The organism is Streptomyces sp. Q2 (assembly GCF_056820935.1).
Genome location: NZ_JBXEJE010000030.1, coordinates 24640 through 48765, shown reverse-complemented (window position 1 = coordinate 48765; position 24126 = coordinate 24640). Strand labels below are relative to the sequence as shown.

Here is a 24126-nt window from a genome sequence, read left to right as displayed (position 1 = left end):
GGGGGCGACGGGCGATGCACGGCCTATGGACGAGCGATCCGACGCGGCGGGGCCGTCGGCGGCGACCCTGGCACACGGCCGCGCGCAGACGCGGCCACCACGGGAGCCACGGCGGTCATCACGGTCAGCACGACGCTCCTCAGAGCCATCACCACCACAGTCATCACCACCGCAGGCACAGCAGCCGCAAGAGGCATGCGCACCCAGCGCACCGGGACCCCCGGGACCCTGGAGCGGCGCGGACCGGGAGGGCCCGGTGAGTTCGCCCCCGCCTTCCACGACCACCCTTGACGGGGCGCGGCGGGCACAGCCCGCGCCGGGGGCGAGGCCGACCCGCCCACCGGCCCGCGGCCACGGGTCGAGCACGGTCCGCCAACTCGTCCTGGCCCTGGTCTGCGGGGGATACGCCCTGGGTTCCGCGTTCGGCTGGGGATCACGGCAAGTCGCCCTGATCATGGGTGATTTCGGGCTGAGCGCCGCGGCGGCCACCGCCGCGGTGTCCTGCTTCCTCTACGCCCGCAGGCGCCGTATCCGCTTCCGGCCCGCCTGGCTGCTCTTCGCCCTCTCCTCGGCGATGGCGGCCGTCGGCAACCTCATCTGGGGGTGGTACGAAGTCGTCCTGCGGCGGCCCGTGCCCAGCCCCAGCTCCGCGGATCTCTTCTTCCTGTGCTTCGCGCCGCCCGCGATCGTGGGTCTGCTGGTGCTCGCCAAGCGGCCGGTGACCAAGGCGGGCTGGGTGTGCCTCGGCCTGGACGCCTGGCTGATCGGCGGCTCGCTGCTCACACTGTCCTGGAGCCTGGCCCTCGCGCAGGCGGCGAAGTCCGAGGGGTCGAGCGTGGCGCACACCGCGCTGTCGCTCGCGTATCCGCTGCTCGACATCGCCCTGGTCAGCATGGTGCTCGCGCTGCACTTCCGGCGCTCGGCGGTCAACCGTACGGCGGTCAACACCGCGATCGGGGCGCTCGCCCTGACCGTGATGTGCGACGCGCTGTTCACCTCACCGCTGATGCACCACACCTACCGCTCCGGGCAGCTGCTCGACGCGGGCTGGTTCGCCGGCTCGCTGTTGCTCGCCTACGCCCCCTGGGCCGCCCCGCGGCACAGTCGGCCGGACCCCCTGAGGCAGCGCCCCGACCGGCGCCGGACGGAGGGGCACACGCGCGTGGTGCACGAACACCTGCCAGGACAGCGCACCGGCCCGCACCACCGCCCGCCCGTGCCGGGAGGTGATCACAGCCGGTATCCGGCGGCCCGGCCGATCGCCGGCTCGCTGGCCGCCCTCACGCCCTACCTGGCGGCCGCCGTCTGCACGCTCGGGATCCTCTACAACGTCCTGAGCGGGCGGAGCGTCGACCGTGTGGTGCTCCTCACCGGCGGCACCGTCGTGCTCGCCCTCGTGGTGCGCCAGGGCATCATGCTGCTCGACAACATCACCCTCACCCAGGAGCTGGCGCAGAAGGAGAACCACTTCCGCTCCCTGGTGCAGGGCTCCAGCGACGTCATCATGATCGCCGCACCGAACGGCATCCTGAGGTACGTCTCCCCGGCCGCCGCCGGCGTCTACGGCCGCCCCGCGGAGGAGCTCGTGGGTACGGAACTGGCCGGCCTCATCCACCCGGAGGACCTGGGCTGCGTGGTGCACGAGGTGCGCCGCTTCCTCGCCGCCAGCCCGCAGGAGGAACCCACCACACGCATCGAGTGCCGCTTCCGCTCCGGCGACGGCGGCTGGCTCAACGTCGAGTCCACCGTCAACCGGCACCACGGCGGCCTCATCTTCAACAGCCGGGACGTCACCGAAAGGGTGCGCCTGCAGGCGCAGCTCCAGCACAACGCCGAGCACGACCCGCTGACCGACCTGCCCAACCGCGCCCTGTTCACCCGGCGCGTCCAGCAGGCCTTGTCCGGCCGCCGCTCCACCGACCGCGGCGCGGCCCTGCGCGGCACGGCGGTCCTCTTCATCGACCTCGACGGCTTCAAGGCCGTCAACGACACGATCGGGCACCAGGCCGGGGACGAACTGCTCGTCCAGGCCGCCCGCAGACTCCAGGACGCGGTACGGCACGGGGACACCGCCTCCCGGCTGGGCGGTGACGAGTTCGCGGCCCTGATCGTCGGGGACGGCGCCCGGGACCGCCCCGCCCGGGAGCGGCACATCCTGGACCTCGCCGACCGCCTCAGGATCACGCTCTCCCAGCCCTACCTCATCGACGGCAACGATGTCCGGGTCAACGCCTCCATCGGCGTCGCCTTCGCCGAGCCGGGCCTCGGAGCGGGCGAGATCCTGCGCAACGCCGACCTGGCCATGTACCGCGCCAAGGCGGGCGGCAAGGGCCGCGTCGAGCTGTACGCCCCGCAGATGCAGCAGGACGTCGTACGCAAGGCGGAGCTGGCCACGCGCCTGCGTGCCGCCTTGAACGACGGCGAGTTCACCCTGCTGCATCAGCCGGTGGTGTGCCTGGAGGACGGCCGGATCACGTCGGTCGCCGCCCAGGCGCGCTGGCGCTCCTCGCAGGGCGTGCTGTTCACGCCCGCCGAGTTCCTGCGGGTGGCCGAGGACAGCGAGAAGACCGCCGAGCTGGGCCGGTGGATCCTCGAGGAGGCCGTCGAGCAGGCCGCCGAGCGCGCCACGAACGGGCTGTCCGTGCCGGTGACGGTCCGCATGGGCGCGCGCCGGCTGCTGGACCGCTCGATGCCGCTCGGCTCGATCGAGGCCCTGCTGACCCGGCACGGGCTGCCGTCCGGCTCGCTGGTGATCGAACTGTCCGACACCGACCCCCGGGCCTCGCTGGATGAGCTGGAGCGCCGTCTGGGCGCCCTGCGCAGACTCGGCGTCCGGATCGCCCTCGACGGCTTCGGGAGCGGATACGCGGCCATCACGGCCCTGCGCAGGCTCCCCGTCGACGTACTGAAGCTCGACCGCGGTCTGGTCGAGGGAGTCGTCGAGTCCGCCCGGCTGCACAAGATCACCGGTGGGCTGCTGCGCATCGCCGGTGATCTCGGGCTGCAGTCCGTGGCCGAGGGCGTGGACCTGCCGGAGCAGGTCGTGGCGCTGCGCGCGATGGGATGCACGCACGGCCAGGGCATGGCGTTCTCCGGCCCGCTGGACGAGTACCGGCTGCGCAGAGCGCTCGGAGCCGGCCACTGTCCGGTGCCGCACGGACAGGCGGAGCCCGCGTTCACGGCCGGCGTGAGGGAGCCGCAGGGGCGTCCTGGAGGTGAACGGACCGTGGAAAGGGGCGCGGGGGTGTACACCAGTGGTGTAGCCGCGGTTCTCGGTGGCGGGACGGCCCTGCGCTCACATAATGAGACTCCCGTCCCACCCGCTTGACAGTGAGTGCGCGCCGGGGGGAGGGTCTGTGCCATGCGCACCCGAATTCTCGTACTTGGAAAGCGCGTCGGCTGACGCTGGTGACCTCCGGACGGACCCGGAACTCCCAGCGACCGCACCCGGCGCGCTCCCCTCGCTTGCCTCACGGCACGAGGGGTTTTTTGTTGCATTGGCACCTGTCGTACAAAAGCCGTACACCGCACAAACTTCGCAAAAACCCTCAGCATCGAGAAGAGAATGCCGATGACCGAGCAGGCCACCGGGGCCCATCATCCGCAGCCGCGGCCCCGTTCCGGAGGACACCAGTCCGCGCCCGAGCACGTCACGGGAGCGCAGTCCCTCATCCGCTCTCTCGAGGAGGTCGGCGCCGAGACGGTATTCGGGATCCCCGGCGGTGCGATCCTCCCGGCGTACGACCCGCTGATGGACTCCACCCGCGTGCGCCACGTTCTGGTCCGGCACGAGCAGGGCGCGGGCCACGCGGCCGAGGGCTACGCCCTGGCCACCGGCAAGGTCGGGGTCTGCATGGCGACGTCCGGTCCCGGTGCGACCAACCTCGTCACACCGATCGCCAACGCCCACATGGACTCCGTGCCGATGGTCGCGATCACCGGCCAGGTCGCCTCCGCGTCGATCGGTACGGACGCCTTCCAGGAGGCGGACATCGTCGGCATCACCATGCCGATCACCAAGCACAACTTCCTGGTCACCAAGGCCGAGGACATCCCGCGGGTGATCGCCCAGGCGTTCCACATCGCCTCCACCGGCCGCCCGGGCCCGGTCCTGGTCGACATCGCCAAGGACGCCCTCCAGGCGCGGACGACCTTCGCCTGGCCGCCGGTCATGGACCTGCCCGGCTACCGCCCGGTGACCAAGCCGCACGCCAAGCAGATCCGTGAAGCCGCCAAGCTGATCACCGCCGCCAAGCGGCCCGTGCTGTACGTCGGCGGCGGCGTGCTGAAGGCCAACGCCACCGCCGAACTGAAGGTCCTCGCAGAACTCACCGGAGCGCCCGTCACCACCACCCTGATGGCGCTCGGCGCATTCCCCGACAGCCACCCGCTGCACGTGGGAATGCCGGGCATGCACGGTGCGGTCACCGCCGTCACCGCGCTGCAGAAGGCCGACCTGATCGTCGCCCTCGGAGCCCGCTTCGACGACCGCGTCACCGGCAAGCTGGACAGCTTCGCCCCGTACGCCAAGATCGTCCACGCCGACATCGACCCGGCTGAGATCGGCAAGAACCGCGCGGCCGACGTGCCGATCGTCGGTGACGCCCGCGAGGTCATCGCCGATCTGGTCCAGGCCGTGCAGAAGGAGCACAGCGAGGGTCACCAGGGCGACTACACCGCCTGGTGGAAGGACCTCAACCGCTGGCGCGAGACGTACCCGCTGGGCTACGACCAGCCCGACAACGGCTCGCTGTCACCCCAGCAGGTCATCGAGCGCATCGGACAGCTCGCGCCCGAGGGCACGATCTTCGCCGCGGGCGTGGGCCAGCACCAGATGTGGGCCGCGCACTACGTCCAGTACGAGAAGCCGGCCACCTGGCTGAACTCCGGTGGCGCGGGCACGATGGGCTACGCGGTCCCGGCCGCGATGGGCGCCAAGGCCGGAGCCCCGGACCACACGGTCTGGGCGATCGACGGCGACGGCTGCTTCCAGATGACCAATCAGGAGCTCACCACCTGCGCCCTGAACAACATCCCGATCAAGGTCGCCATCATCAACAACGGCGCCCTCGGGATGGTCCGCCAGTGGCAGACCCTGTTCTACAACCAGCGCTACTCCAACACCGTGCTGCACTCCGGCCCCGACGCCGACGGCAAGCAGCCGAGCGCCGGCACCCGCGTCCCCGACTTCGTGAAGCTGTCGGAGGCCATGGGTTGCTACGCGATCCGCTGCGAGTCCCCGGAGGACCTCGACAAGGTCATCGAAGAGGCCAACTCCATCAACGACCGCCCGGTCGTCGTGGACTTCATCGTCCATGAGGACGCCATGGTGTGGCCGATGGTCGCCGCCGGCACCTCCAACGACGAGATCATGGCCGCTCGGGACGTCCGCCCCGACTTCGGCGACAACGAAGACGACTGAGCGAGGAAGACCAAGAGACATGTCCAAGCACACGCTCTCCGTCCTGGTGGAGAACACGCCCGGCATCCTCGCCCGGATCGCCGCCCTGTTCTCCCGCCGCGGCTTCAACATCGACTCGCTCGCGGTCGGCGTCACCGAGCACCCCGAGATCTCCCGGATCACCATCGTGGTGAACGTGATCGAGGAACTGCCCCTCGAACAGGTCACCAAGCAGCTCAACAAGCTCGTCAACGTGCTGAAGATCGTCGAGCTGGAGGCGGGATCCGCCGTTCAGCGGGAACTCGTTCTGGTGAAGGTGCGCGCCGACAACGAGACGCGCTCCCAGATCGTTGAGATCGTCCAGCTGTTCCGCGCCAAGACCGTCGACGTTTCCCCGGAGGCCGTCACCATCGAGGCCACCGGCAGCGGCGACAAGCTGTCCGCGATGCTGAAGATGCTGGAGCCGTTCGGCATCAAGGAGCTCGTCCAGTCCGGCACGATCGCGATCGGCCGCGGTTCGCGTTCCATCACCGACCGGTCGCTGCGCGCGCTGGACCGATCTGCCTGAGAGTGGGAACGGGCGGTCGGCGACCACCGACCGCCCGTATACCGAGACCCCGAAACTCCACTTCCGCCCGCCGTCATACGGTGGGACGCAACACCTGCACACAAGGAGAGAACCCAAAGTGGCCGAGCTGTTCTACGACGCCGACGCCGACCTGTCCATCATCCAGGGCCGCAAGGTCGCGGTCATCGGTTACGGCAGCCAGGGCCACGCCCACGCGCTGTCGCTCCGTGACTCGGGTGTCGACGTGCGTGTCGGTCTGCACGAGGGCTCCAAGTCCAAGGCGAAGGCCGAGGAGCAGGGCCTGCGCGTGGTGACCCCGGCCGAGGCGGCCGCCGAGGCCGACGTCATCATGATCCTGGTTCCGGACCCGATCCAGGCCCAGGTCTACGAGGAGTCCATCAAGGACAACCTCAAGGACGGCGACGCCCTCTTCTTCGGTCACGGCCTGAACATCCGCTTCGACTTCATCAAGCCCCCGGCGGGCGTCGACGTCTGCATGGTCGCCCCCAAGGGCCCGGGCCACCTGGTGCGCCGCCAGTACGAGGAGGGCCGCGGCGTTCCGTGCATCGCGGCCGTCGAGCAGGACGCCACCGGCAGCGCCTTCGAGCTGGCCCTCTCGTACGCCAAGGGCATCGGCGGCACCCGCGCCGGCGTCATCAAGACGACCTTCACCGAGGAGACCGAGACCGACCTGTTCGGTGAGCAGGTCGTTCTGTGTGGTGGTACGGCCGCGCTGGTCAAGGCCGGTTTCGAGACGCTGACCGAGGCCGGCTACCAGCCGGAGATCGCGTACTTCGAGTGCCTCCACGAGCTGAAGCTGATCGTCGACCTCATGTACGAGGGCGGCCTGGACAAGATGCGCTGGTCCATCTCCGAGACCGCCGAGTGGGGCGACTACGTCACCGGCCCGCGGATCATCACGGACGCCACCAAGGCCGAGATGAAGAAGGTCCTCGCCGAGATCCAGGACGGCACCTTCGCGCGTGAGTGGATGGCCGAGTACCACGGCGGTCTGAAGAAGTACAACGAGTACAAGACCCAGGACGAGAACCACCTCCTGGAGACCACCGGCAAGGAGCTGCGCAAGCTCATGTCGTGGGTGAACGACGAGGCGTGAGCCGCGGGGGCGGGGCCGCAGCGATGCGTTGCGGCCCCCGTTGCCGAACCACCGGTAACGGCTTGTCCACGGCGTCCAGCCACGGACGAGTGATCCTTCCGTGGAGGCGTAAGACGACCTCCGTCGCGGCACTAGACTGCTGCACTACATACGCGTCAGGCCCACAGCGTCGTGCGTCTTCCACGCGGCTAGCAACCCTCCACCGCATGCGGCCGTCGGGACGGCCGTCCGCATTGGACATGTGAGGACTCACGTGAGCTCGAAACCTGTCGTACTCATCGCTGAAGAGCTGTCGCCCGCCACTGTCGACGCGCTTGGCCCCGACTTCGAGATCCGGCACGTCAACGGCGCGGACCGGGCCGAGCTGCTGCCCGCCATCGCCGATGTCGACGCGATCCTGATCCGCTCGGCCACCAAGGTCGACGCCGAGGCCGTCGCCGCCGCGAACAAACTGAAGGTCGTCGCACGAGCCGGCGTCGGCCTGGACAACGTCGACGTCTCCGCCGCCACCAAGGCCGGCGTGATGGTCGTCAACGCGCCCACCTCGAACATCGTGACCGCCGCCGAACTGGCCTGCGGTCTGCTGCTCGCCACCGCGCGCCACATTCCGCAGGCCAACACCGCGCTGAAGAACGGCGAGTGGAAGCGCAGCAAGTACACGGGCGTCGAGCTCGCGGAGAAGACCCTCGGTGTCGTGGGTCTGGGCCGCATCGGCGCGCTCGTCGCCCAGCGGATGTCGGCCTTCGGCATGAAGGTCGTCGCCTACGACCCCTACGTGCAGCCCGCGCGGGCCGCACAGATGGGCGTCAAGGTGCTGTCGCTGGACGAGCTGCTCGAGGTCGCCGACTTCATCACCGTGCACCTGCCCAAGACCCCCGAGACCCTGGGTCTCATCGGCGACGAGGCGCTGCACAAGGTCAAGCCGTCGGTGCGCATCGTGAACGCCGCGCGTGGCGGGATCGTCGACGAGGAGGCGCTGTACTCGGCGCTCAAGGAGGGCCGCGTCGCCGGCGCCGGCCTCGACGTGTACGCCAAGGAGCCCTGCACGGACTCCCCGCTCTTCGAGCTCGACCAGGTCGTGTGCACCCCGCACCTCGGGGCGTCGACCGACGAGGCGCAGGAGAAGGCCGGTATCGCCGTCGCCAAGTCGGTGCGCCTGGCCCTGGCCGGCGAGCTGGTTCCGGACGCGGTCAACGTCCAGGGCGGGGTCATCGCCGAGGACGTCAAGCCGGGTCTGCCGCTCGCGGAGCGCCTCGGCCGGATCTTCACCGCGCTCGCGGGTGAGGTCGCGGTCCGCCTCGACGTCGAGGTGTACGGCGAGATCACCCAGCACGACGTGAAGGTGCTGGAGCTCAGCGCCCTCAAGGGTGTCTTCGAGGACGTCGTCGACGAGACGGTGTCGTACGTCAACGCCCCGCTGTTCGCGCAGGAGCGCGGCGTAGAGGTGCGCCTGACGACCAGCTCCGAGTCGGCCGACCACCGCAACGTGGTGACCGTGCGCGGCACGCTCGGCAACGGCGAGGAGGTGTCGGTGTCCGGCACGCTGGCCGGCCCGAAGCACCTGCAGAAGATCGTCGCCGTCGGCGAGTACGACGTGGATCTCGCGCTCGCCGACCACATGGTCGTCCTCAAGTACGAGGACCGTCCGGGTGTCGTCGGCACCGTCGGCCGTGTCTTCGGCGAGGCCGGCATCAACATCGCCGGCATGCAGGTGTCGCGTGCGGTGGCGGGCGGCGAGGCGCTGGCCGTCCTGACCGTGGACGACACCGTGCCCGCCAATGTGCTGGCGGAGGTCGCGGAGGAGATCGGCGCGACGTCCGCCCGCGCGGTGAATCTCGTCTGAGGCTGCTCTCACACGCCGGACGGGCTGAGGTGACTCGGCTCGTCCGGCGTTTTGCTGTCCGGTCGCACCTTCCGCAGCGTCACCGCCGCCAGCACGGCCGCACCCGCGAGCACCGCGGTCCCCGCGATCGCCGCCCCCTGCATCCCGCTGGTGAACGCCTCCCGGGCGGCCGTGGCCAGCCCGGGGACGTGCTCGGCGACCGCCAGTGCCCCGCCCAGCGTCTCCCTGGCCGCATCGGGCGCCGTGCCCGGCATGTCGTGCCGGTAGATCGCCGTGCCGATGGAGCCGAGCACCGCCATGCCGAGGGCGCCGCCGAACTCCGTGCCGGTCTCCAGCAGTGAAGAGGCGGACCCCGCGCGTTCGACCGGGGCCGTGCCGATCGCCAGGTCCGTCATCTGGGAGATGACCATGACGATTCCGGAGGCGAGGACACCGCAGGCGGCGAGCACCAGCCACAGCGAGTCCGTACCGGCGAGGGCGAGCATGCCGTAGCCGGCGGCGCCGATGACGAAGCCCGCCGTCACGACGTGGGCGCGGGGCACACCCCGCTGGACCAGGGCGGTCGCCAGCGGGGCCATCATGCCGATCGGCACCGACGGGAGCAGCGCCCACAGGGCCGCTTCCAGTGCGCTCTTGTCGAGCACCGACTGCAGGTACTGCGTGGTGAAGAACGTGGATCCCAGCATGCCGAACGCCGAGATCATGTTGAGGACGACGGCGGGGGTGAAGCCCGGTCCGCGGAACAGGGCGGGGGAGATCATCGGCGAGGCCGCCGTGCGCTGGCGGTGGACGAAGAGGGCCGCGAAGAGCAGACCGACGGTGATCGCCAGGACGTACCGGACGTTCCAGCCCTCGGAGGGCAGTTCCTTCAGGCCGTAGACCACGGGGAGCACGGCGGCCATCGACAGGGGGACGCTCGGCCAGTCGAAGCGGCCGGGGGCGGGGTCGCGCGACTCCGGCAGCAGGACCGGGCCGAGGACCAGCAGCAGCGCCATCGCGGGCAGGTTGACCAGGAAGACCGAGCCCCACCAGAAGTACTCGACCAGCACACCGCTCATGACCGAGCCGAGGGCGATGCCCGCCGTCATCACGCCGGACCACATGCCGATCGCCTTGGCGCGCTGGCCGGGGTCGGTGAACATCGTGCGGATCAGGGCCATCGTCGAGGGCATCAGGGTCGCGCCGCCGATGCCGAGGACCGCGCGGGCCGCGATCAGGGTCTCGGCGCTGTTCGCGTACGCGGCGACCAGGGAGGCGGTGCCGAAGGCGGCCGCACCGCCGAGCAGCAGCTTGCGGCGGCCGATGCGGTCGCCGAGGGAGCCCATCGTCATCAGCAGGCCGGCCAGCACGAACGCGTAGATGTCGAAGATCCACAGCTGCTGGGTGCCACTCGGCTCCAGGTCGGCGCTGATCGCCGGGATGGCGAAGTAGAGCACCGAGACGTCCATGGAGACCAGGAGCAGCGGAAGCATCAGCACGGCGAGGGCGGTCCATTCGCGGCGCCCGGCACGGGGGCACGCGGAAGTGCTCGTCGGATTCGTCATGCCGAGGACTGTACGAGCGTCTTAAACGCTTGTCTAGTACGACTGTATGAGTCGTCTGTCTAGGACGACTGTATGGAACCGGGTAGGCTTGCTCGGCATGGGACACCGTGAGGATCTGCTCGAAGGCGCCAAGCGCTGCCTGGTGCAGAAGGGGTTCGCGCGGACGACGGCGCGCGACATCGTGAAGGAGTCGGGCACCAACCTGGCGTCCATCGGCTACCACTACGGATCGAAGGGCGCGTTGCTGGCCCAGGCGTACGTGGCCCTGGTCGAGAGGCTGGGCGACGCCTTCGACGGGGACGGGATCGCCACGAGCGCCACCGAGCCGGGGTCCGTCGAACGGTTCCAGGGGGTGTGGTCGAACATCGTCGGCACCATGCGGGATCCGGGTTCGATCTGGCACCTCAGCATGGAGGTCCTGGTCATGGGCGACGAGATGCCCGAGGTGCGCGATCACCTGGCGCTGGCCCAGCGGGAGGCGGCGCGCGGGCTCATCCCGCTGCTCATGGGCGGCCGGGAGGAGGACGTCTCGGACGAGACCGTGGACACCCTCGGCGCGTTCTACCTGACCCTGATGACCGGCCTCATCGCGCAGTGGACCTTCGACCCGAAGACCGCGCCCAGTGCCGAACAGCTCACCGAGGGCCTGCGCCAGGTGATCGCCGGAATCACGAAGGGCTGACCCGCCCGTCCCGCATTTCCAGCACCCGGTCCGCGAAGTGCCGTACGACCGCCCGGTCGTGGCAGATGAACAGGTAGCCGAGCCCCAGCTCGTCCTGGAGGTCGGCGAGCAGGTTCAGCACGCCGGCCCGGACGGACGGGTCGAGGGCCGACACCGGTTCGTCGAGGACCAGCAGGCGCGGCTCGGAGGCGAGCGCGCGGGCGATGCCGGCACGCTGGCACTGACCGCCGGAGAGTTCGTGCGGATGGCGGTCGCCGTACGACGGGTCGAGGCCGACCCGGTCGAGGAGGCCGGCCACGCGGGCGGGGCCGTCGTCCGCGCTCCAGCGGCCCTGGACCTTCAGCGGTTCGGCGACCGCGTCGCGGATGCGGTGGCGGGGGCTGAGAGAGCCATACGGATCCTGGAAGACGGGCTGCATGCGGGGGCGCAGCGGGCGTAGTTCGCGTTCGGGGAGAGTGGTCAACTCCCGCCCTTCGAAGCGCACTTCGCCGCTGTCCGGGCGTCGCAGCTGCAGTACCGCCAGGGCGGTGGAGGACTTGCCGCAGCCGGAGGGGCCGTTCAGGGCGAGCGTCTCCCCTGGGTGCAGGGCGAAGGAGACGTGGTCCACCGCCGTGACCGGTCCGTGGCGGACGACGAGGTCGCGGACGTCAAGAAGAGGCATACGGCTCCTCCAGGAACAACTCGACGGCGGGGTGCGGCACTTCGGCCCAGCGGTGGCAGGCGACCAGCCGTCCGTCCACCGGGCGCGGCTCCGGTTCCTCGTGGTGGCAGGTGTCCGCCGCGAGCGGGCAGCGCGGGGCGAAGGCGCAGCCCGGCGGCAGCATGCCCGGAGCGGGCGGGGTGCCGGGAAGGGTGGGCAGGCGGCGTCCGGCGGGGGCGAACCCGGGGAGGGACGCCAGCAGACCTGCCGTGTAGGGCGCCGACGGGCGGGTCAATACCTCTTGCGCGGGGCCGAGTTCGGTCAGGCGCCCGGCGTACATGACCAGCGCGCGGTCCGCGTGCTCTCGTACGACGTCCAGATCGTGCGTGACCAGGACGAGCGCCGCCCCGACCGCTTCCCGCTGTTCGCCGAGCAGCCGGAGCACCTGGTCCCGGCGCTCCTCGTCCAGTGCGGTGGTCGGCTCGTCGGCGACGAGGACGGCGGGTTCGTTGATCGTGGCCATCGCGATGACCGCCCGCTGCCGCATGCCCCCGGAGAACTCGTGTGGATACGCGCGCGCCGTGCGGGCCGCGTCCGCGATGCCGACGCGGTCGAGCGCGGCCACCGCCCGGGCGCGGGCCTCCTTGCGGGACACACCGGCCACCGACCGTACGGCGACGGCGAGTTGGTCACCGACCGGGTGCACGGGGGAGAGGGCGGAGAGGGCGTCCTGCGGCACGAGGGCGATGCGGCGGCCGCGCTGGGCGGCGAGATCGGTCTCGCCGAGCAGTCGTATGCTCCCGCTCGTTGTCGCGCCCGGCGGCAGCATGCCCAGCAGGGCACGGGCCGTGAGGGACTTGCCCGCGCCCGACTCGCCGACGACGGCCAGCACTTCGCGCGGGCTGACGTCGAAGGACAGGCCGCGCACGGCCTCGACGCCGTCGAAGGCGATCCGAAGATCGCGTACGGAGAGAAGTGCCTCAGACTCCAACGGGGACCGCCTTCCTGGTGTCGCGGATCACTCGGCGGCCCTGCGCGTACGACGCTCCCGACACCGCCAGCCCCGCCAGCAGGGCCAAAGCCACCGCGGGGGCGAGGGCCGCCCACGGGGCGCGTTCCACGTAGGCGCGGGACTCGTCGAGGAGCAGGCCCCACTCGGGGGCGGGCGGCTGGGCGCCGAGACCCAGGAAGCCCAGGGAGGCCAGGGCGAGGGCGATGCCGGGCAGACGCAGCAGGGCGTGCCGGGCGACGGGTGCGGCCACCGAGGGGAGGACGTGCCGGGTGAGGATCCACCACGGGGTGGCGCCGATGGCGCGTTGGGCGGTGAGGAAGGAGGACGCGCGCACCTCCTGCACCAGTGCCGCCGCGTGCGCGGCCAGGGGCGGCCAGGAGATCAGCGCGACCGCGAGGGCCGCTCCGCCGGTGCCGGGTCCGGACGCCGCGGCGACCAGGATGCCGACGATCACCGGGGGCAGGGCGTTCGCGATGTCCGCCGCGCCGGCCGCGACGCCGGGAAGGAAGCCGAGGGCCAGCGCGAGCAGCAGGCTCAGCAGGCACACGGCCGCCGCCGTGCCGACCGTCGGGGCCGCGCCGTGCCCGAGCCGGGCGAGCACGTCCCGGCCGAGGCCGTCGGTGCCGAGCGGGTGCGACCAGGAGGGTGCGGCCAGCCGGGCGGTGGGGTCGAGTGCGTACGGGTCGCGCAGCAGGCCCCAGCCGATCGCCGTCGCGAGCAGGACGGCGAGGGCCACCGGGATCGCCGGGTGTGCGCGGACCGGCCGCACCGGTGGCAGGGACAGCCCGGCGTCCCGCAGGGCCGGGCCCAGCAGCCGACGCCGTACGAGCGCCGCGACCGCGCCCGTGACCAGGCCGAGCAGCAGCAGCGCCAGGACCGCGCCCTGGAGCAGCGGCAGGTCCTGGGACTTGGCCGCGCCGAGCGCCGTACGGCCGATGCCGGGCACGGCGAACACCGTCTCGACGGCGACCGCGCCACCCGTCAGCCCGACGGCCACCATCCCGAACTGGGGGACCAGCGGCGGCAGTACGCGCTTCAGGGCGGCCGCCGAGACGCTCCCGCGGCCGACTCCGGCTCCGCGCCACAGTTCCACCCACCGCTCGTCCAGCACCGCGGGCAGCGCGTCCGCGACCAGCCGGCCGAGCAGGCCGCCCGCCGGGACGCCGAGGGCGAGCGCGGGCAGGACCATGTACGCGGGGCCCTGCCAGCCGGACGTCGGCAGCCACCCCAGCCACACCCCGCCCACCAGCAACGCGACGGTGGCCAGCAGGAACTCGGGCAGGGCCGCCGGCATCGCGGCCCACGCCCCGGACGATCCCCGCCCCCGTACCAGCACCGGCGCCACCAGCGCGCACGCCAGCAGCACCGCGACCGCGAAGGCCGCCCCCATCAGGGCCAACGACACCTGGAGGCCGGAGATCACGGACGGCAGGACGTCGGTGCCGGAGACCCAGGACGTGCCGAGGTCTGAGCGCAGCAGGTCCGACGCCCAACTCCCCAGCAGGGAAAGGGGACCCGCGTCGAGACCGAGATCCTGGCGGACGGCGTCCAGGGCCTCCTCGGTCGGCTCCTGCTCGGCGGAGCGGGCCCGCAGGACCGTCAGGGCGGGGTCGCGGCCGGAGAGCCAGGGCAGCAGCCCCACGGTGGTCAGGACGGTGAGGAGGCAGAGGGCGCGGGTCACCCCGGCCGCTCGTGGTCGGAGCCTCACCTGACGTGCGTGTCCGCCGTGACCAGCTCCCGCTCGCGGGGGTCGTGGGCGGCGTCGACGACCCCGGCGGCGTCGCCCTGGATCACCCGCTCGTGGAGCATCGGCACGGCCGCGTCGGTGGCGAGCACGGCGGCCTCGGCCTCGATGACGGCCTTGCGGCGGGCGTCGCCGGCCTTGGTGCCGCCCGCCTTGGTCAGCGCCTTGTCCACGGTGGGATTCGCGAGCTGGGCGATGTTGAAGGAGCCGTCGGAGGCGAAGTCGCTGTACAGGTAGGCGGCCGGGTCGCCGGAGTCGAGGACGGTGGCCCTTGACAGCACGAACGCGTCGAACTCGCCCGCCAGTGCGTCGGATTCGATGTTGGCGTACTCGCGGACCTCCAGCTTCACCGTGAAGCCGGCCTTCTGGAGCTGCTGTTGGAGGGTGGCCGCGACCTCGGGAAGTTCGGCGCGGTCCGTGAAGGTGCCGATGGTGATGGTCTTCCCGGACGGGTCGCCCGCCTCGGTGCGGGACACCGGAGCCCGCAGTTCGGCCGCCCACGGCAGCGCTGGCCCCAGCAGTCCTTCGGCGACGTCGGCGCGACCCTCGTACACGCTCTTCACGATCGTCCCGGCGTCGATCGCCTCGCGGGCGGCGGCGCGCAGCGAGGCGTCCTTGAAGACGCCCTTCCCGGTGTTCAGGTACAGGGTGTTGGTGCGCGGCATCGGGACCTCGGTGATCAGGTCCTCGTCGAGCAGCGCGGCCTGGGACACGGGGACCGCCTCGACGATGTCGGCCTCGCCGCTGCGGAGGGCGGCGGCCCGGGCGGTGCCGTCCGGCACGAACCTGACGTCGATGCCGGGGGACTCGGCCTTGTCGCCCCAGTAGGCGTCGTAGCGGTCGAGGGTGGCGGAGGAGGTGCCGTTGACCTTGGTCAGCTCGAAGGGGCCGGTGCCCGCGCCGAGGGGGTTCACCGTCTTCCCGGCGTACGCCTTCGCCGCGAGGACGGACAACTGCGGGGAGCTGAGGCGTTGGGGGACGAGGGGGTCCTCGTCGGCCGTGGTGACGACGACCGTGTCCTCGCCCTCGGCCTTCACCGTCAGGTCGACGCCGTCGAGGATGCGGGGCTTGGGGGCGGCGCCGGCGGCCGCGGTGAGGGAACGGACGACGGCCTCGGCGGTCAGCCGTGTGCCGTCGTGGAAGGTGACCCCGTCTCTGACGGTGAAGGTCCAACTCTTCCCGGACTGGGTCCACTTGGTGGCCAGCGCGGGCTCGGCGTCCCCCTCCTCGTCCAGTCTCACCAGCGTCTCGGCCGTCGACCAGCGGGACAGCTTGAACGCGTCGTCGGACAGGGGGGACAGCCCGGAGCGCGGGGGCTGCATCATCGCGACGCGTATTCGCTTGCCGCCCCCTTCGTCACCCGTGGCCGACTCCGCGCCGGCGAAGCAGCCGGTGAGCAGGGCGGAGGCGGCCGTGAGGGCGGTGGCGGGGAGCAGGCGGCGGGCGGGCAGGCGCACGGGACCCTCCGGGTAAAGGGGTGGTCAAGGGTGAGTGCGGTGACCGTAGCACGATGACAATCGTTTTCAGTAATCCCGCCGCCTGATGCCGACCGATGCCGTCCGGGCGGAAACGGCCTGCTCCAAGCGCTACTCCCGGGTTTCGGCGGGTCGGATCCGCATGCCGGGACGGCGTCGGTGGACGGTCAGGTACGCCATGCCCCGTTCGCCCGCGACGAGTCCCCGGGTGGAGCCGTGGGGCAGCCAGGCGAGGCTGCCTTCGCTCAGGGGGCGCGGTCCGTCGGAGGTGACCAGGGTGCCGTCGCCGGACACCACCAGCAGGAGGACGTCCAGGTCCGTGAGAGGAGGCCCCCCGCTCCCGCGCTCACCTGGTGTACATCGCCTGCGAGTCGCTCAAGTCGGTCACGCTCCTCGCGCTGGGCGTCGCGACCATGGCGGCCTGACCGCCTGACCGCCTGACCGCCTGACCGCCTGACCGCCTGACCGCCTGACCGCCTACAGTCGTGCCCTCTTCAACGCCATGTGCAGCAGCAGCCGGTCCTCCCCGTCGTCCAGGTCCAGCCCCGTGAGCTGTTCGACCCGCGACAACCGGTAGTAGAGGGTCTGGCGGTGGATCCCCAGCTCCGCCGCCGTCCGGCCCGCCTGGCCCGCGCAGTCGAGGTAGACCTCGGCCGTGCGGGCCAGTTCGCGGTGGGCGGGGGAGAGGAGCGTGCGTACGGCGGGGTCGTGGGCCGTCTCCGGAGGCAGCGCGGTCAGCAGGCGGTACGGGCCGATCGACGCCCACTCGGCGACCGGCCCGAGGTGGGGTTCCGCCAGGGCCGCGCGGGCGGCGGCCGAGGCCTCCCGCCAGGCGGTGCCCAGTTCCGCGAGCCCGGCACGGGCCGGCGCGACGCCGGCGGCGGCCGTCGTGCCGTGCCCCCGCTCCAGCAACCGCCCCGCCGCCGACGTGGCCGGTGTCAGGACGTCCGCCGAGCGCAGCCGTACCAGCAGGGCCAGGGAGGTGGCCGTCGTCCCCCACGGCACCGTGCACAGGGCGGTCGCCCCCGGCACCGTACGGACCGAAGGGGCGTCGTCCGGGCCGGCCGCGGGCCAGGGGGCCACGCACACCACCGTGTGCAGGGTGTCGGTGCGCGGCCCGAGGGCGCTGCGGAGTTCGGCGACGGCCTCGTCGCGCTGCCAGTCGCGCTCGGCCGTGAGGACCGCCCTCAGTTCCCGCGAGAGGTCCGCCCCGTGCTGCGCCTCGTCCGCGAGCAGCGCGCCGATGCGGGCGGTCACCTCCATGGCCGCCGTCAGCTGCCGCTCGCTCGGCCCCGGATCGTCGGCCAGCAGCCAGACATAACCGAGGACGACACCCCGATGGCGTACGGGGAGACAGACGCGCCCCCGGTACACGCCCGCCTCCGGAGTCGGCGGGATGCGGACCGGGCCGGTCGCCCGCGTGATGCCGAAGCCCTCGAACCACGTCCGGACCGCGGACGTCGAGCGGCGGGTCAGGATCGAGCGGGTGCGCACCGGGTCCAGGGCGGCGGCGTCGAGCTCGCCCTCACTGTCGTACGCGCCGAATGCGATCAGCTCGAAGTCCCGGCTCTCCAGCGTCGCCGGGGCGCCGAGGATCTCCGAGACCTCGTCGACCAGCTCCTGGTAGTCGCCCTTGTGGTCCTTGTAATCCGACGTCACCCGGGCATTCTCCCGTATTTCCGCAAGCTCTTCATACATCTGTCTGAGATCTGGGGCACGGATGCGTGACAGCTGTCGATGGCAGACGATCGGAGGGATCCTTAGGTTTCACGGTGGTTCTCCGTGCCGTTCCCGGAACGTAGGGAAACGGCCTCGTCTGGGTTGGTATGTGGAGGTTCCCCGTGCTGGGTCCCGTGATTCTCGCCGCGTCGCGCAGCGACCGGATGCGCCGCCTGATCTCGGCCGCCCCGGTGACCCAGCGGGTCGTCGACCGCTTCATCCCGGGCGAGACCGTCGACGAGGTCGTGCCGATCGTCCGGGCGCTGACCGACCGGGGCCTGGAGCTGACGATGGACGTCGTCGGCGAGGACATCACCACCCCCGAGCAGGCCGCCGCCGCGCGGGACGCGTACCTGGAGCTCGTCGACCGGCTGAAGCAGCTGGAGCTGGGCGCCCGCGCCGAGATGTCGGTGAAGCTGTCGATGTTCGGCCAGGCACTCCCCGGTGGACACGAGCTGGCCCTTGCCAACGTCCGGCCCGTCGTCGAGGCCGCGGCCGCCATCGGTACGACCGTCACCCTCGACGCCGAGGACCACACCACCCTCGACTCGATGTTCGCCATCCACGAGGAACTGCGGAAGGACTTCCCGCAGACCGGCTGCGTGATCCAGGCGTACCTCTACCGCACCGAGGCCGACGCCCGCCGCCTCGCCGGGAACGGCAGCCGGGTACGGCTGGTGAAGGGGGCCTACAAGGAGCCCGCCGAGGTCGCCCACCAGGACAGGCACGAGATCGACAGGGCGTACGTCCGGATCCTGAAGGTCCTGATGGCGGGGGAGGGGTATCCGATGATCGGGTCCCACGACCCGCGCCTCATCTCCATCGCCCAGGAACTCGCCCGGCGCTCCGGCCGCAAGCTCGACGAGTACGAGTTCCAGATGCTGTACGGCATCCGGAGCGAGGAGCACCTGCGGCTCGCCGCCGAGGGCCACCGGATGCGCGTCTACACCGCCTACGGCACCGACTGGTACGGCTACTTCATGCGGCGCCTGGCGGAGAAGCCGGCGAACCTCCTCTTCTTCGCCCGATCGGTCCTCACCAAGGACTGAGCCGCACACCGCTCGGAACACCGCTCGATACACCGCTCAGTAAGGAGTTACGGAACTCATGGACGCTGTGACCCAGGTCCCCACCCCCGTCAACGAGCCGGTGCACGGCTATGCCCCCGGCTCGCCCGAGCGCGCCCGGCTGGAGGCCAAGCTGAAGGAACTGGCCGAGAACCCGGTCGACCTGCCGTGCACCATCGGCGGTGTGAAGCGGCTCGGCGGCGGCGAGCGCTTCGACGTCGTGCAGCCGCACAACCACAAGGCCGTCCTCGGTACCTACGGCAACGCCACCCGGCAAGACGCCCAGGACGCCGTCGACGCGGCCCTCGCCGCCGCGCCCGCCTGGCGGGCGATGTCCTTCGACGACCGTGCGGCGATCATCCTGCGCGCTGCGGACCTGCTGGCCGGCCCCTGGCGCGAGACGCTCGCCGCCTCGACCATGCTGGGCCAGTCCAAGACCGCCCAGCAGGCCGAGATCGACACCCCCTGCGAACTCGTCGACTTCTGGCGCTTCAACGTCAAGTACGCCCGTGACCTGCTCGCCGAGCAGCCCCCGGCCAACTCCCCGGGCGTCTGGAACCGCCTCGACCACCGCCCCCTCGAGGGCTTCGTCTACGCGATCACGCCGTTCAACTTCACGGCGATCGCGGGCAACCTGCCGACGGCCCCGGCTCTCCTGGGCAACGTGGTCGTGTGGAAGCCGTCCCCGACCCAGACCCACGCCGCGGTGCTGCTGATGCGCCTCCTGGAGGAGGCCGGGCTGCCCAAGGGCGTCATCAACCTCGTCACCGGTGACGGCATCGAGGTCTCCGAGGTCGCCCTGACCCACCGCGACCTGGCCGGCATCCACTTCACCGGTTCGACCAAGACCTTCCAGTACCTGTGGAAGACGGTGGGCGCCAACATCGAGACGTACCGCTCCTACCCGCGCCTGGTCGGCGAGACCGGCGGCAAGGACTTCGTCGTCGCCCACCCGAGCGCCGACCCCGCGGTCCTGAAGACCGCCCTGACCCGCGGTGCCTTCGAGTACCAGGGCCAGAAGTGTTCGGCGACCTCGCGTGCGTACATCCCGGCGTCGATCTGGAACGGCGGATTCCGCGACGAGTTCGCCGCCGAGGTCGACTACATCACCATGGGTGACGTCACCGACCTGTCCAACTTCATCGGCGCCGTCATCGACGAGCGGGCCTTCGCCAAGAACAAGGCGGCCATCGACCGCGCGAAGTCCGACCCCGCCTGCACGATCGTCGCGGGCGGTTCGTACGACGACTCGACCGGCTACTTCGTCCGGCCGACCGTCATCGAATGCGCCGACCCGGCGAACGAGGTGTTCACCACCGAGTACTTCGGACCGATCCTCGCCGTGCACGTCTACGAGGATGACAAGTACGACGAGATGCTCACCCAGATGGAGTCGGTGTCCGCCTACGCGCTCACGGGCTCGGTCATCTCGACCGACCGCACGGCGACGGCGTACACGATGGACAAGCTGCGCTACGCGGCCGGCAACTTCTACATCAACGACAAGTCGACCGGTGCCGTCGTCGGCCAGCAGCCCTTCGGCGGCGGCCGCGCCTCCGGCACCAACGACAAGGCGGGCGCCCCGCAGAACCTGATGCGCTGGACACTGACCCGCGCCATCAAGGAAACACTGGTCCCGCCGACCGACTACACCTACCCGCACATGGGCTGACCTCCCCCCCACGGGGAAACGGGCCGGGTCGTCGTCGACCCGGCCCGTCCGCGTGTCCGTCCGCGAACAGGGGTGGGCCGCGAGGACTGGATCCCCACCGCGACCGTTCAGGGCGAGGACGACGGAGCCGTGCCGCCCATGGTGGGCAGCGGTCTCGGCATGGCGATCACGCCCGCGCTCTCCCTCCCCGGGGCCGACCGTGCGGGCCCTGGTCCGGGAGCTGCGGGGGCGGGCGAAGCCGCAGTTCAGCGCGGTGTGAGCCGGTAGGGCGACGGTGCACCGCCAGTGTGCCGTCTCAGATAGTAGGAAGTCCGAGTAATTGTGGAGACAGACGCGCGCTCCTCCCTTAGCTTTGTAGGAGCCGAACGTCTCGCTCGACCAAGCGAATGGCGGTCGTGAGCCGGGCCCCGCGCAGGCAACCCCTGCGGCCCGCTCCCCGCCTCTTCCGGCGTCTCGCAACCCCTTTGTTGCACTCCAGGAAACTCGAAGGAGTCGATTTCCCATGGCCGAGACGACCGCCCGCCGCCGAGTCCGTCGTATCTCCCGTACGAGCGAGTCCGACCGCAAGAACGCGGCCGCCGCCCTCCAGCGCGCCCTCGACCGCCGCGACAACGGCGGCTCGACCGGCCACTGAGGCCGGGCCCCGTACCCATGTGATCCGGGAGCCGCACCCGCGAGGTGCGGCGCGGTCTCAGTGGCCGCGCCGCACCTCGAAATGGTCGACGCGTTCCCCGCTCTGCGCCAGCGCCGACACCGTCAGGCGCGGCCGCGCCCCGCTCTCCGCCTCCACCGAGAGGAAGGAGAAGCCCCGGTAGCGCACCCGCGACCACTCCACGGTCTCCTTCTCGGACTCCTGCGACTTCGTCCACCGGAAGGTCTCGACCGGCTCGCGGCCCGTGACATGCCCTTCGTAGCTCTCCTTGACGCCCGTCGGAAAGCCGTACAGGTCCTTGCCGCCGCCGCCCGCCGTGACGTACACCGTCCCGTCCCGCGTGGGGTCCGTGGACGCGCCGATCGGGACCGGCCTGCCGACCTCGCCGTCCTTGATCGCGTCGGTGCGCTCGTAGACGTGGTTGTGCCCGTTGATCACCAGGTCCACCTGGTGCCTGGCGAACAGCGGCAGCCACTCGTCACGCACCCCGCCGTCGGAGGCGTGCGTGGAGGTCGAGTACGCGCAGTGGTGGAAGAAGACGACGACGAAGTCCACCGAGGCGTCCGCCCGCAGCTCGCCCAGCTTCCGGTCCAGCCAGGCCGTCTGCTTGCCTTCGGTGTAGCCGAAGTTGGCGGGGATCTCGTAGGACACGTCGTTCGCGTCCAGGGCCACGAAGCCGACGTTGCCGTACGTGAACGCGTACACGCCCGGGGCCGCGCGCGGGTCGAAGCCGCTGTCCGGGAGGGACCAGCGGGCCAGCTGGCCGCCGTAGCCGTCCGGCGAGTACCAGGCCTCCATGTCGTGGTTGCCGGTCGTCACCATCCACGGCACGGACCTGGTGACCGGCTCGTTCTGCCGGAGGAACAGGTCCCAGAAGGCGGGGTCGTAGCCGTCGGCCTTCTCGCCCCGGCCGTTGACGTCGGCGTAGCAGATGTCGCCGGCGTGGAGGTGGAAGGCGGGGTCCTGGCGCAGCAGCACGTGGTCGTTGGCGGCCGCGGCCTTGCCCACCCCCTGGTCGCCGAACGCGGTGAACACGAACCGCTCGGGGCTCGCCGGGGCGGTACGGAAGGTGCCGATCGTTCTGGCGCGCTCGGGAGACGCCGGGTCGAAGCCGTCGTGGCCGACGCCGTAGTAGTACGTCGTGCCGGGGATCAGGCCGTCCAGGGCCGCGTGCAGGTAGTACTGGTCGAGCGCCGAGCGCACGCCGGTCAACCCGGGCGTGTGCAGGTCGCGCACCTCGGCCTCGATCCTGCGGTCGAGGCCGTCGGGCCGGGTCCCGATCCGGAGATACGGCTTGCGCACCGCGAGCGGCACCTGCCAGGAGACCCGCATCTGGGTCTTCGGGTCGGCGCCGAAGGCGAGGTGGCGGCCGAAGGGGGTGACGACGGAGCCGTGCACCCGGGAACCGGTCGTCGCGGCCGTCGCGCCGGCGGTGGCACTCGGCGATCCGCCGCCCGAACAGCCGGTCAGCAGCCCGCCCGCCACCGCGCCCGCCGTCACCAGCGTGCGGCGCCGGGACAGCTTGATGCGCAGGTACTCGTGCTGTTCCGCCATGCTCATCCGGCGGGCGAGCGCGGGCGGGATGCCGAAGTCGGGAGTCTCCATGGTGGTGAACTTCCCAGCGCAGCCCAACACCCGTCATACGTACGGGTGAACGCCATCCGACAGGATGACGTTGTCCGCCGACCGCGTGTCCGTATCGCGGACGGCGCGTGTCATCCCATGGGACGAGGGAGTACGGTGCCGACATGTCTCGCAGCATCAATCTCGCAGTGATCCCCGGTGACGGCATCGGCCAGGAAGTCGTGGCCGAAGGCCTGAAGGTCCTCTCCGCCGTCCTCCCGCAGGATGTGAAGCTGGAGACCAAGGAGTACGACTTCGGCGCCCAGCGGTACCACGCCACCGGTGAGACCCTCACCGACGCGGACGCCGAGGCGCTCAAGCGGCACGACGCCATCCTGCTCGGCGCGATCGGCGACCCGTCGGTCCCGTCCGGTGTCCTGGAGCGCGGTTTCCTGCTGAAGCTCCGTTTCCTCTTCGACCACCACGTCAACCTGCGTCCGTCGAAGCTCCTCCCGGGTGTGGCCACCCCGCTGGCCGGCGAGCCCGAGATCGACTTCGTCGTGGTCCGTGAGGGCACCGAGGGGCCGTACACCGGCAACGGCGGCACCATCAGGAAGGGCACCCCGCACGAGGTCGCCACCGAGGTCTCCGTCAACACGGCCTTCGGTGTCGAGCGCGTGGTCCGTGACGCCTTCGCCCGCGCCCAGGCCCGCCCGCGCAAGAAGCTCGCGCTGATCCACAAGAACAACGTGCTGACCTTCGCGGGTCACCTGTGGACCAACATCTTCAACAAGGTGGCGGCGGAGTTCCCCGACGTCACCACCGAGTACATGCACGTGGACGCGGCGACCATCTACCTGGTCACGCAGCCCGAGCGCTTCGACGTGATCGTCACCGACAACCTCTTCGGCGACATCATCACCGACCTCGCCGCGGCCGTCTCCGGCGGCATCGGCGTCGCCGCCTCCGGCAACATCAACCCGAGCGGCGAGTTCCCGTCCATGTTCGAGCCGGTCCATGGCTCGGCCCCGGACATCGCAGGCCAGGGCAAGGCCGACCCCACCGCCACGGTCCTGTCCGTCGCCCTCCTGCTGCGTCACCTCGGCTACGAGTCCGAGGCCGCCCGCATCGAGGACGCCGTCTCCACCGACCTCGCGGAGCGCACCGGCAAGCCCGCCCGTTCCACCTCCGAGATCGGCGACGCGCTCGCCGTACGAGTAGCCGGCTGACCCGCCGCGCTTGAGCGAACTCTCGAAGCCGCCGGGTCACTCACCACCCGGCGGCTTTCGCATGTCCCCGCCGGGGTGCCACCATCATCCCCTGGGTCGCATTCACGCTGTTGTTCGTCCACGGCCTCCGTCGCGAGATAATCGAACGCAGAGCCGCGGATTGAGGGAATGCCCGGACGTCCTAGCACTGGCCACTGG

General features: G+C 71.1%; 17 protein-coding genes and 2 pseudogenes. 11 read left to right on the top strand and 8 right to left on the bottom strand.

All coding sequences use genetic code 11. The features are described 5' to 3' along the window. Nucleotides 1–256 precede the first annotated feature (256 nt). The 5 genes from ACWBNA_RS30805 (at nt 257) to serA (ending at nt 8929) form a co-directional block, all read left to right on the top strand. Nucleotides 257–3328 carry a putative bifunctional diguanylate cyclase/phosphodiesterase gene (locus ACWBNA_RS30805; protein WP_482707787.1) on the top strand — a complete coding sequence of 1024 codons (3072 nt, stop codon included), beginning with the start codon at nt 257–259 and terminating at the stop codon, nt 3326–3328. Nucleotides 3329–3565: 237 nt separating this feature from the next. After that, the gene (locus tag ACWBNA_RS30800; RefSeq protein ID WP_482707786.1) at nt 3566–5422 is read left to right on the top strand and encodes an acetolactate synthase large subunit; all 1857 of its coding nucleotides are present in this window, start codon (nt 3566–3568) and stop codon (nt 5420–5422) included. A gap of 19 nt (nt 5423–5441) precedes the next feature. Next, on the top strand, nt 5442–5969 hold the full coding sequence (gene ilvN / locus ACWBNA_RS30795) for an acetolactate synthase small subunit (protein ID WP_266433468.1): 528 nt from the start codon (nt 5442–5444) through the stop codon (nt 5967–5969). Nucleotides 5970–6087: 118 nt separating this feature from the next. After that, on the top strand, nt 6088–7086 hold the full coding sequence (gene ilvC, locus ACWBNA_RS30790) for a ketol-acid reductoisomerase (protein WP_482707785.1): 999 nt from the start codon (nt 6088–6090) through the stop codon (nt 7084–7086). A 253-nt stretch (nt 7087–7339) separates the two neighbouring features. Continuing rightward, nucleotides 7340–8929: a phosphoglycerate dehydrogenase gene (gene serA, locus ACWBNA_RS30785; RefSeq protein WP_482707784.1), complete on the top strand. Its 1590-nt coding sequence runs from the start codon at nt 7340–7342 to the stop codon at nt 8927–8929. 8 nt (nt 8930–8937) lie between these two features. Here the strand turns inward: serA and ACWBNA_RS30780 are convergent, their stop codons facing one another. Further along, complete coding sequence (locus tag ACWBNA_RS30780) at nt 8938–10473, bottom strand: MFS transporter (RefSeq protein ID WP_482707783.1); 1536 nt, start codon at nt 10471–10473, stop codon at nt 8938–8940. Between the two features lie 97 nt (nt 10474–10570). Here ACWBNA_RS30780 and ACWBNA_RS30775 point away from each other — a divergent pair, with 97 nt between their 5' ends. After that, nucleotides 10571–11155: a TetR/AcrR family transcriptional regulator gene (locus tag ACWBNA_RS30775; protein ID WP_482707782.1), complete on the top strand. Its 585-nt coding sequence runs from the start codon at nt 10571–10573 to the stop codon at nt 11153–11155. Here the strand turns inward: ACWBNA_RS30775 and ACWBNA_RS30770 are convergent. From ACWBNA_RS30770 to ACWBNA_RS30745, 6 genes and pseudogenes are all read right to left on the bottom strand, one after another. After that, nucleotides 11142–11816: an ATP-binding cassette domain-containing protein gene (locus tag ACWBNA_RS30770; protein ID WP_482707781.1), complete on the bottom strand. Its 675-nt coding sequence runs from the start codon at nt 11814–11816 to the stop codon at nt 11142–11144. The two genes, ACWBNA_RS30775 and ACWBNA_RS30770, sit on opposite strands and share 14 nt — an antisense overlap. Further along, nucleotides 11803–12786 (bottom strand): ABC transporter ATP-binding protein, encoded by a 984-nt coding sequence (locus tag ACWBNA_RS30765; RefSeq protein WP_482707780.1) that lies wholly within the window; start codon nt 12784–12786, stop codon nt 11803–11805. Before ACWBNA_RS30765 ends, ACWBNA_RS30770 begins: the two co-directional genes overlap by 14 nt. Beyond that, a complete protein-coding gene (locus ACWBNA_RS30760) occupies nt 12776–14488 on the bottom strand; it encodes an ABC transporter permease subunit (RefSeq protein WP_482707779.1) in 1713 nt (570 codons plus the stop codon). The genes ACWBNA_RS30765 and ACWBNA_RS30760 overlap by 11 nt, the downstream gene beginning before the upstream one ends. 23 nt (nt 14489–14511) lie before the next feature. Further along, on the bottom strand, nt 14512–16008 hold the full coding sequence (locus ACWBNA_RS30755; RefSeq protein WP_482707778.1) for an ABC transporter substrate-binding protein: 1497 nt from the start codon (nt 16006–16008) through the stop codon (nt 14512–14514). 129 nt (nt 16009–16137) lie between these two features. Continuing rightward, nucleotides 16138–16344 (bottom strand): annotated as a pseudogene (locus ACWBNA_RS30750) (hypothetical protein); the annotation flags it as partial. A 159-nt stretch (nt 16345–16503) separates the two neighbouring features. Then, nucleotides 16504–17703: a PucR family transcriptional regulator gene (locus tag ACWBNA_RS30745; protein ID WP_482707848.1), complete on the bottom strand. Its 1200-nt coding sequence runs from the start codon at nt 17701–17703 to the stop codon at nt 16504–16506. 164 nt (nt 17704–17867) lie between these two features. Between ACWBNA_RS30745 and ACWBNA_RS30740 the strand changes: the two genes are divergently transcribed. The 4 genes and pseudogenes from ACWBNA_RS30740 to ACWBNA_RS30725 all read left to right on the top strand — a co-directional run bounded on the left by ACWBNA_RS30740 (nt 17868) and on the right by ACWBNA_RS30725 (nt 21118). Beyond that, a complete protein-coding gene (locus ACWBNA_RS30740) occupies nt 17868–18794 on the top strand; it encodes a proline dehydrogenase family protein (RefSeq protein WP_482707777.1) in 927 nt (308 codons plus the stop codon). Between the two features lie 58 nt (nt 18795–18852). Next, on the top strand, nt 18853–20484 hold the full coding sequence (pruA, locus tag ACWBNA_RS30735) for an L-glutamate gamma-semialdehyde dehydrogenase (protein WP_482707776.1): 1632 nt from the start codon (nt 18853–18855) through the stop codon (nt 20482–20484). An 81-nt stretch (nt 20485–20565) separates the two neighbouring features. Then, nucleotides 20566–20679 (top strand): annotated as a pseudogene (locus ACWBNA_RS30730) (LysR family transcriptional regulator); the annotation flags it as partial. A 307-nt stretch (nt 20680–20986) separates the two neighbouring features. Continuing rightward, nucleotides 20987–21118 carry a hypothetical protein gene (locus ACWBNA_RS30725; RefSeq protein WP_107091473.1) on the top strand — a complete coding sequence of 44 codons (132 nt, stop codon included), beginning with the start codon at nt 20987–20989 and terminating at the stop codon, nt 21116–21118. A 57-nt stretch (nt 21119–21175) separates the two neighbouring features. Here ACWBNA_RS30725 and ACWBNA_RS30720 read toward each other — a convergent pair whose 3' ends face one another. Beyond that, nucleotides 21176–22741: a purple acid phosphatase family protein gene (locus ACWBNA_RS30720; protein ID WP_482707775.1), complete on the bottom strand. Its 1566-nt coding sequence runs from the start codon at nt 22739–22741 to the stop codon at nt 21176–21178. Nucleotides 22742–22884: 143 nt separating this feature from the next. Between ACWBNA_RS30720 and ACWBNA_RS30715 the strand changes: the two genes are divergently transcribed. Further along, complete coding sequence (locus tag ACWBNA_RS30715) at nt 22885–23928, top strand: 3-isopropylmalate dehydrogenase (RefSeq protein ID WP_482707774.1); 1044 nt, start codon at nt 22885–22887, stop codon at nt 23926–23928. Nucleotides 23929–24126 lie beyond the last annotated feature (198 nt).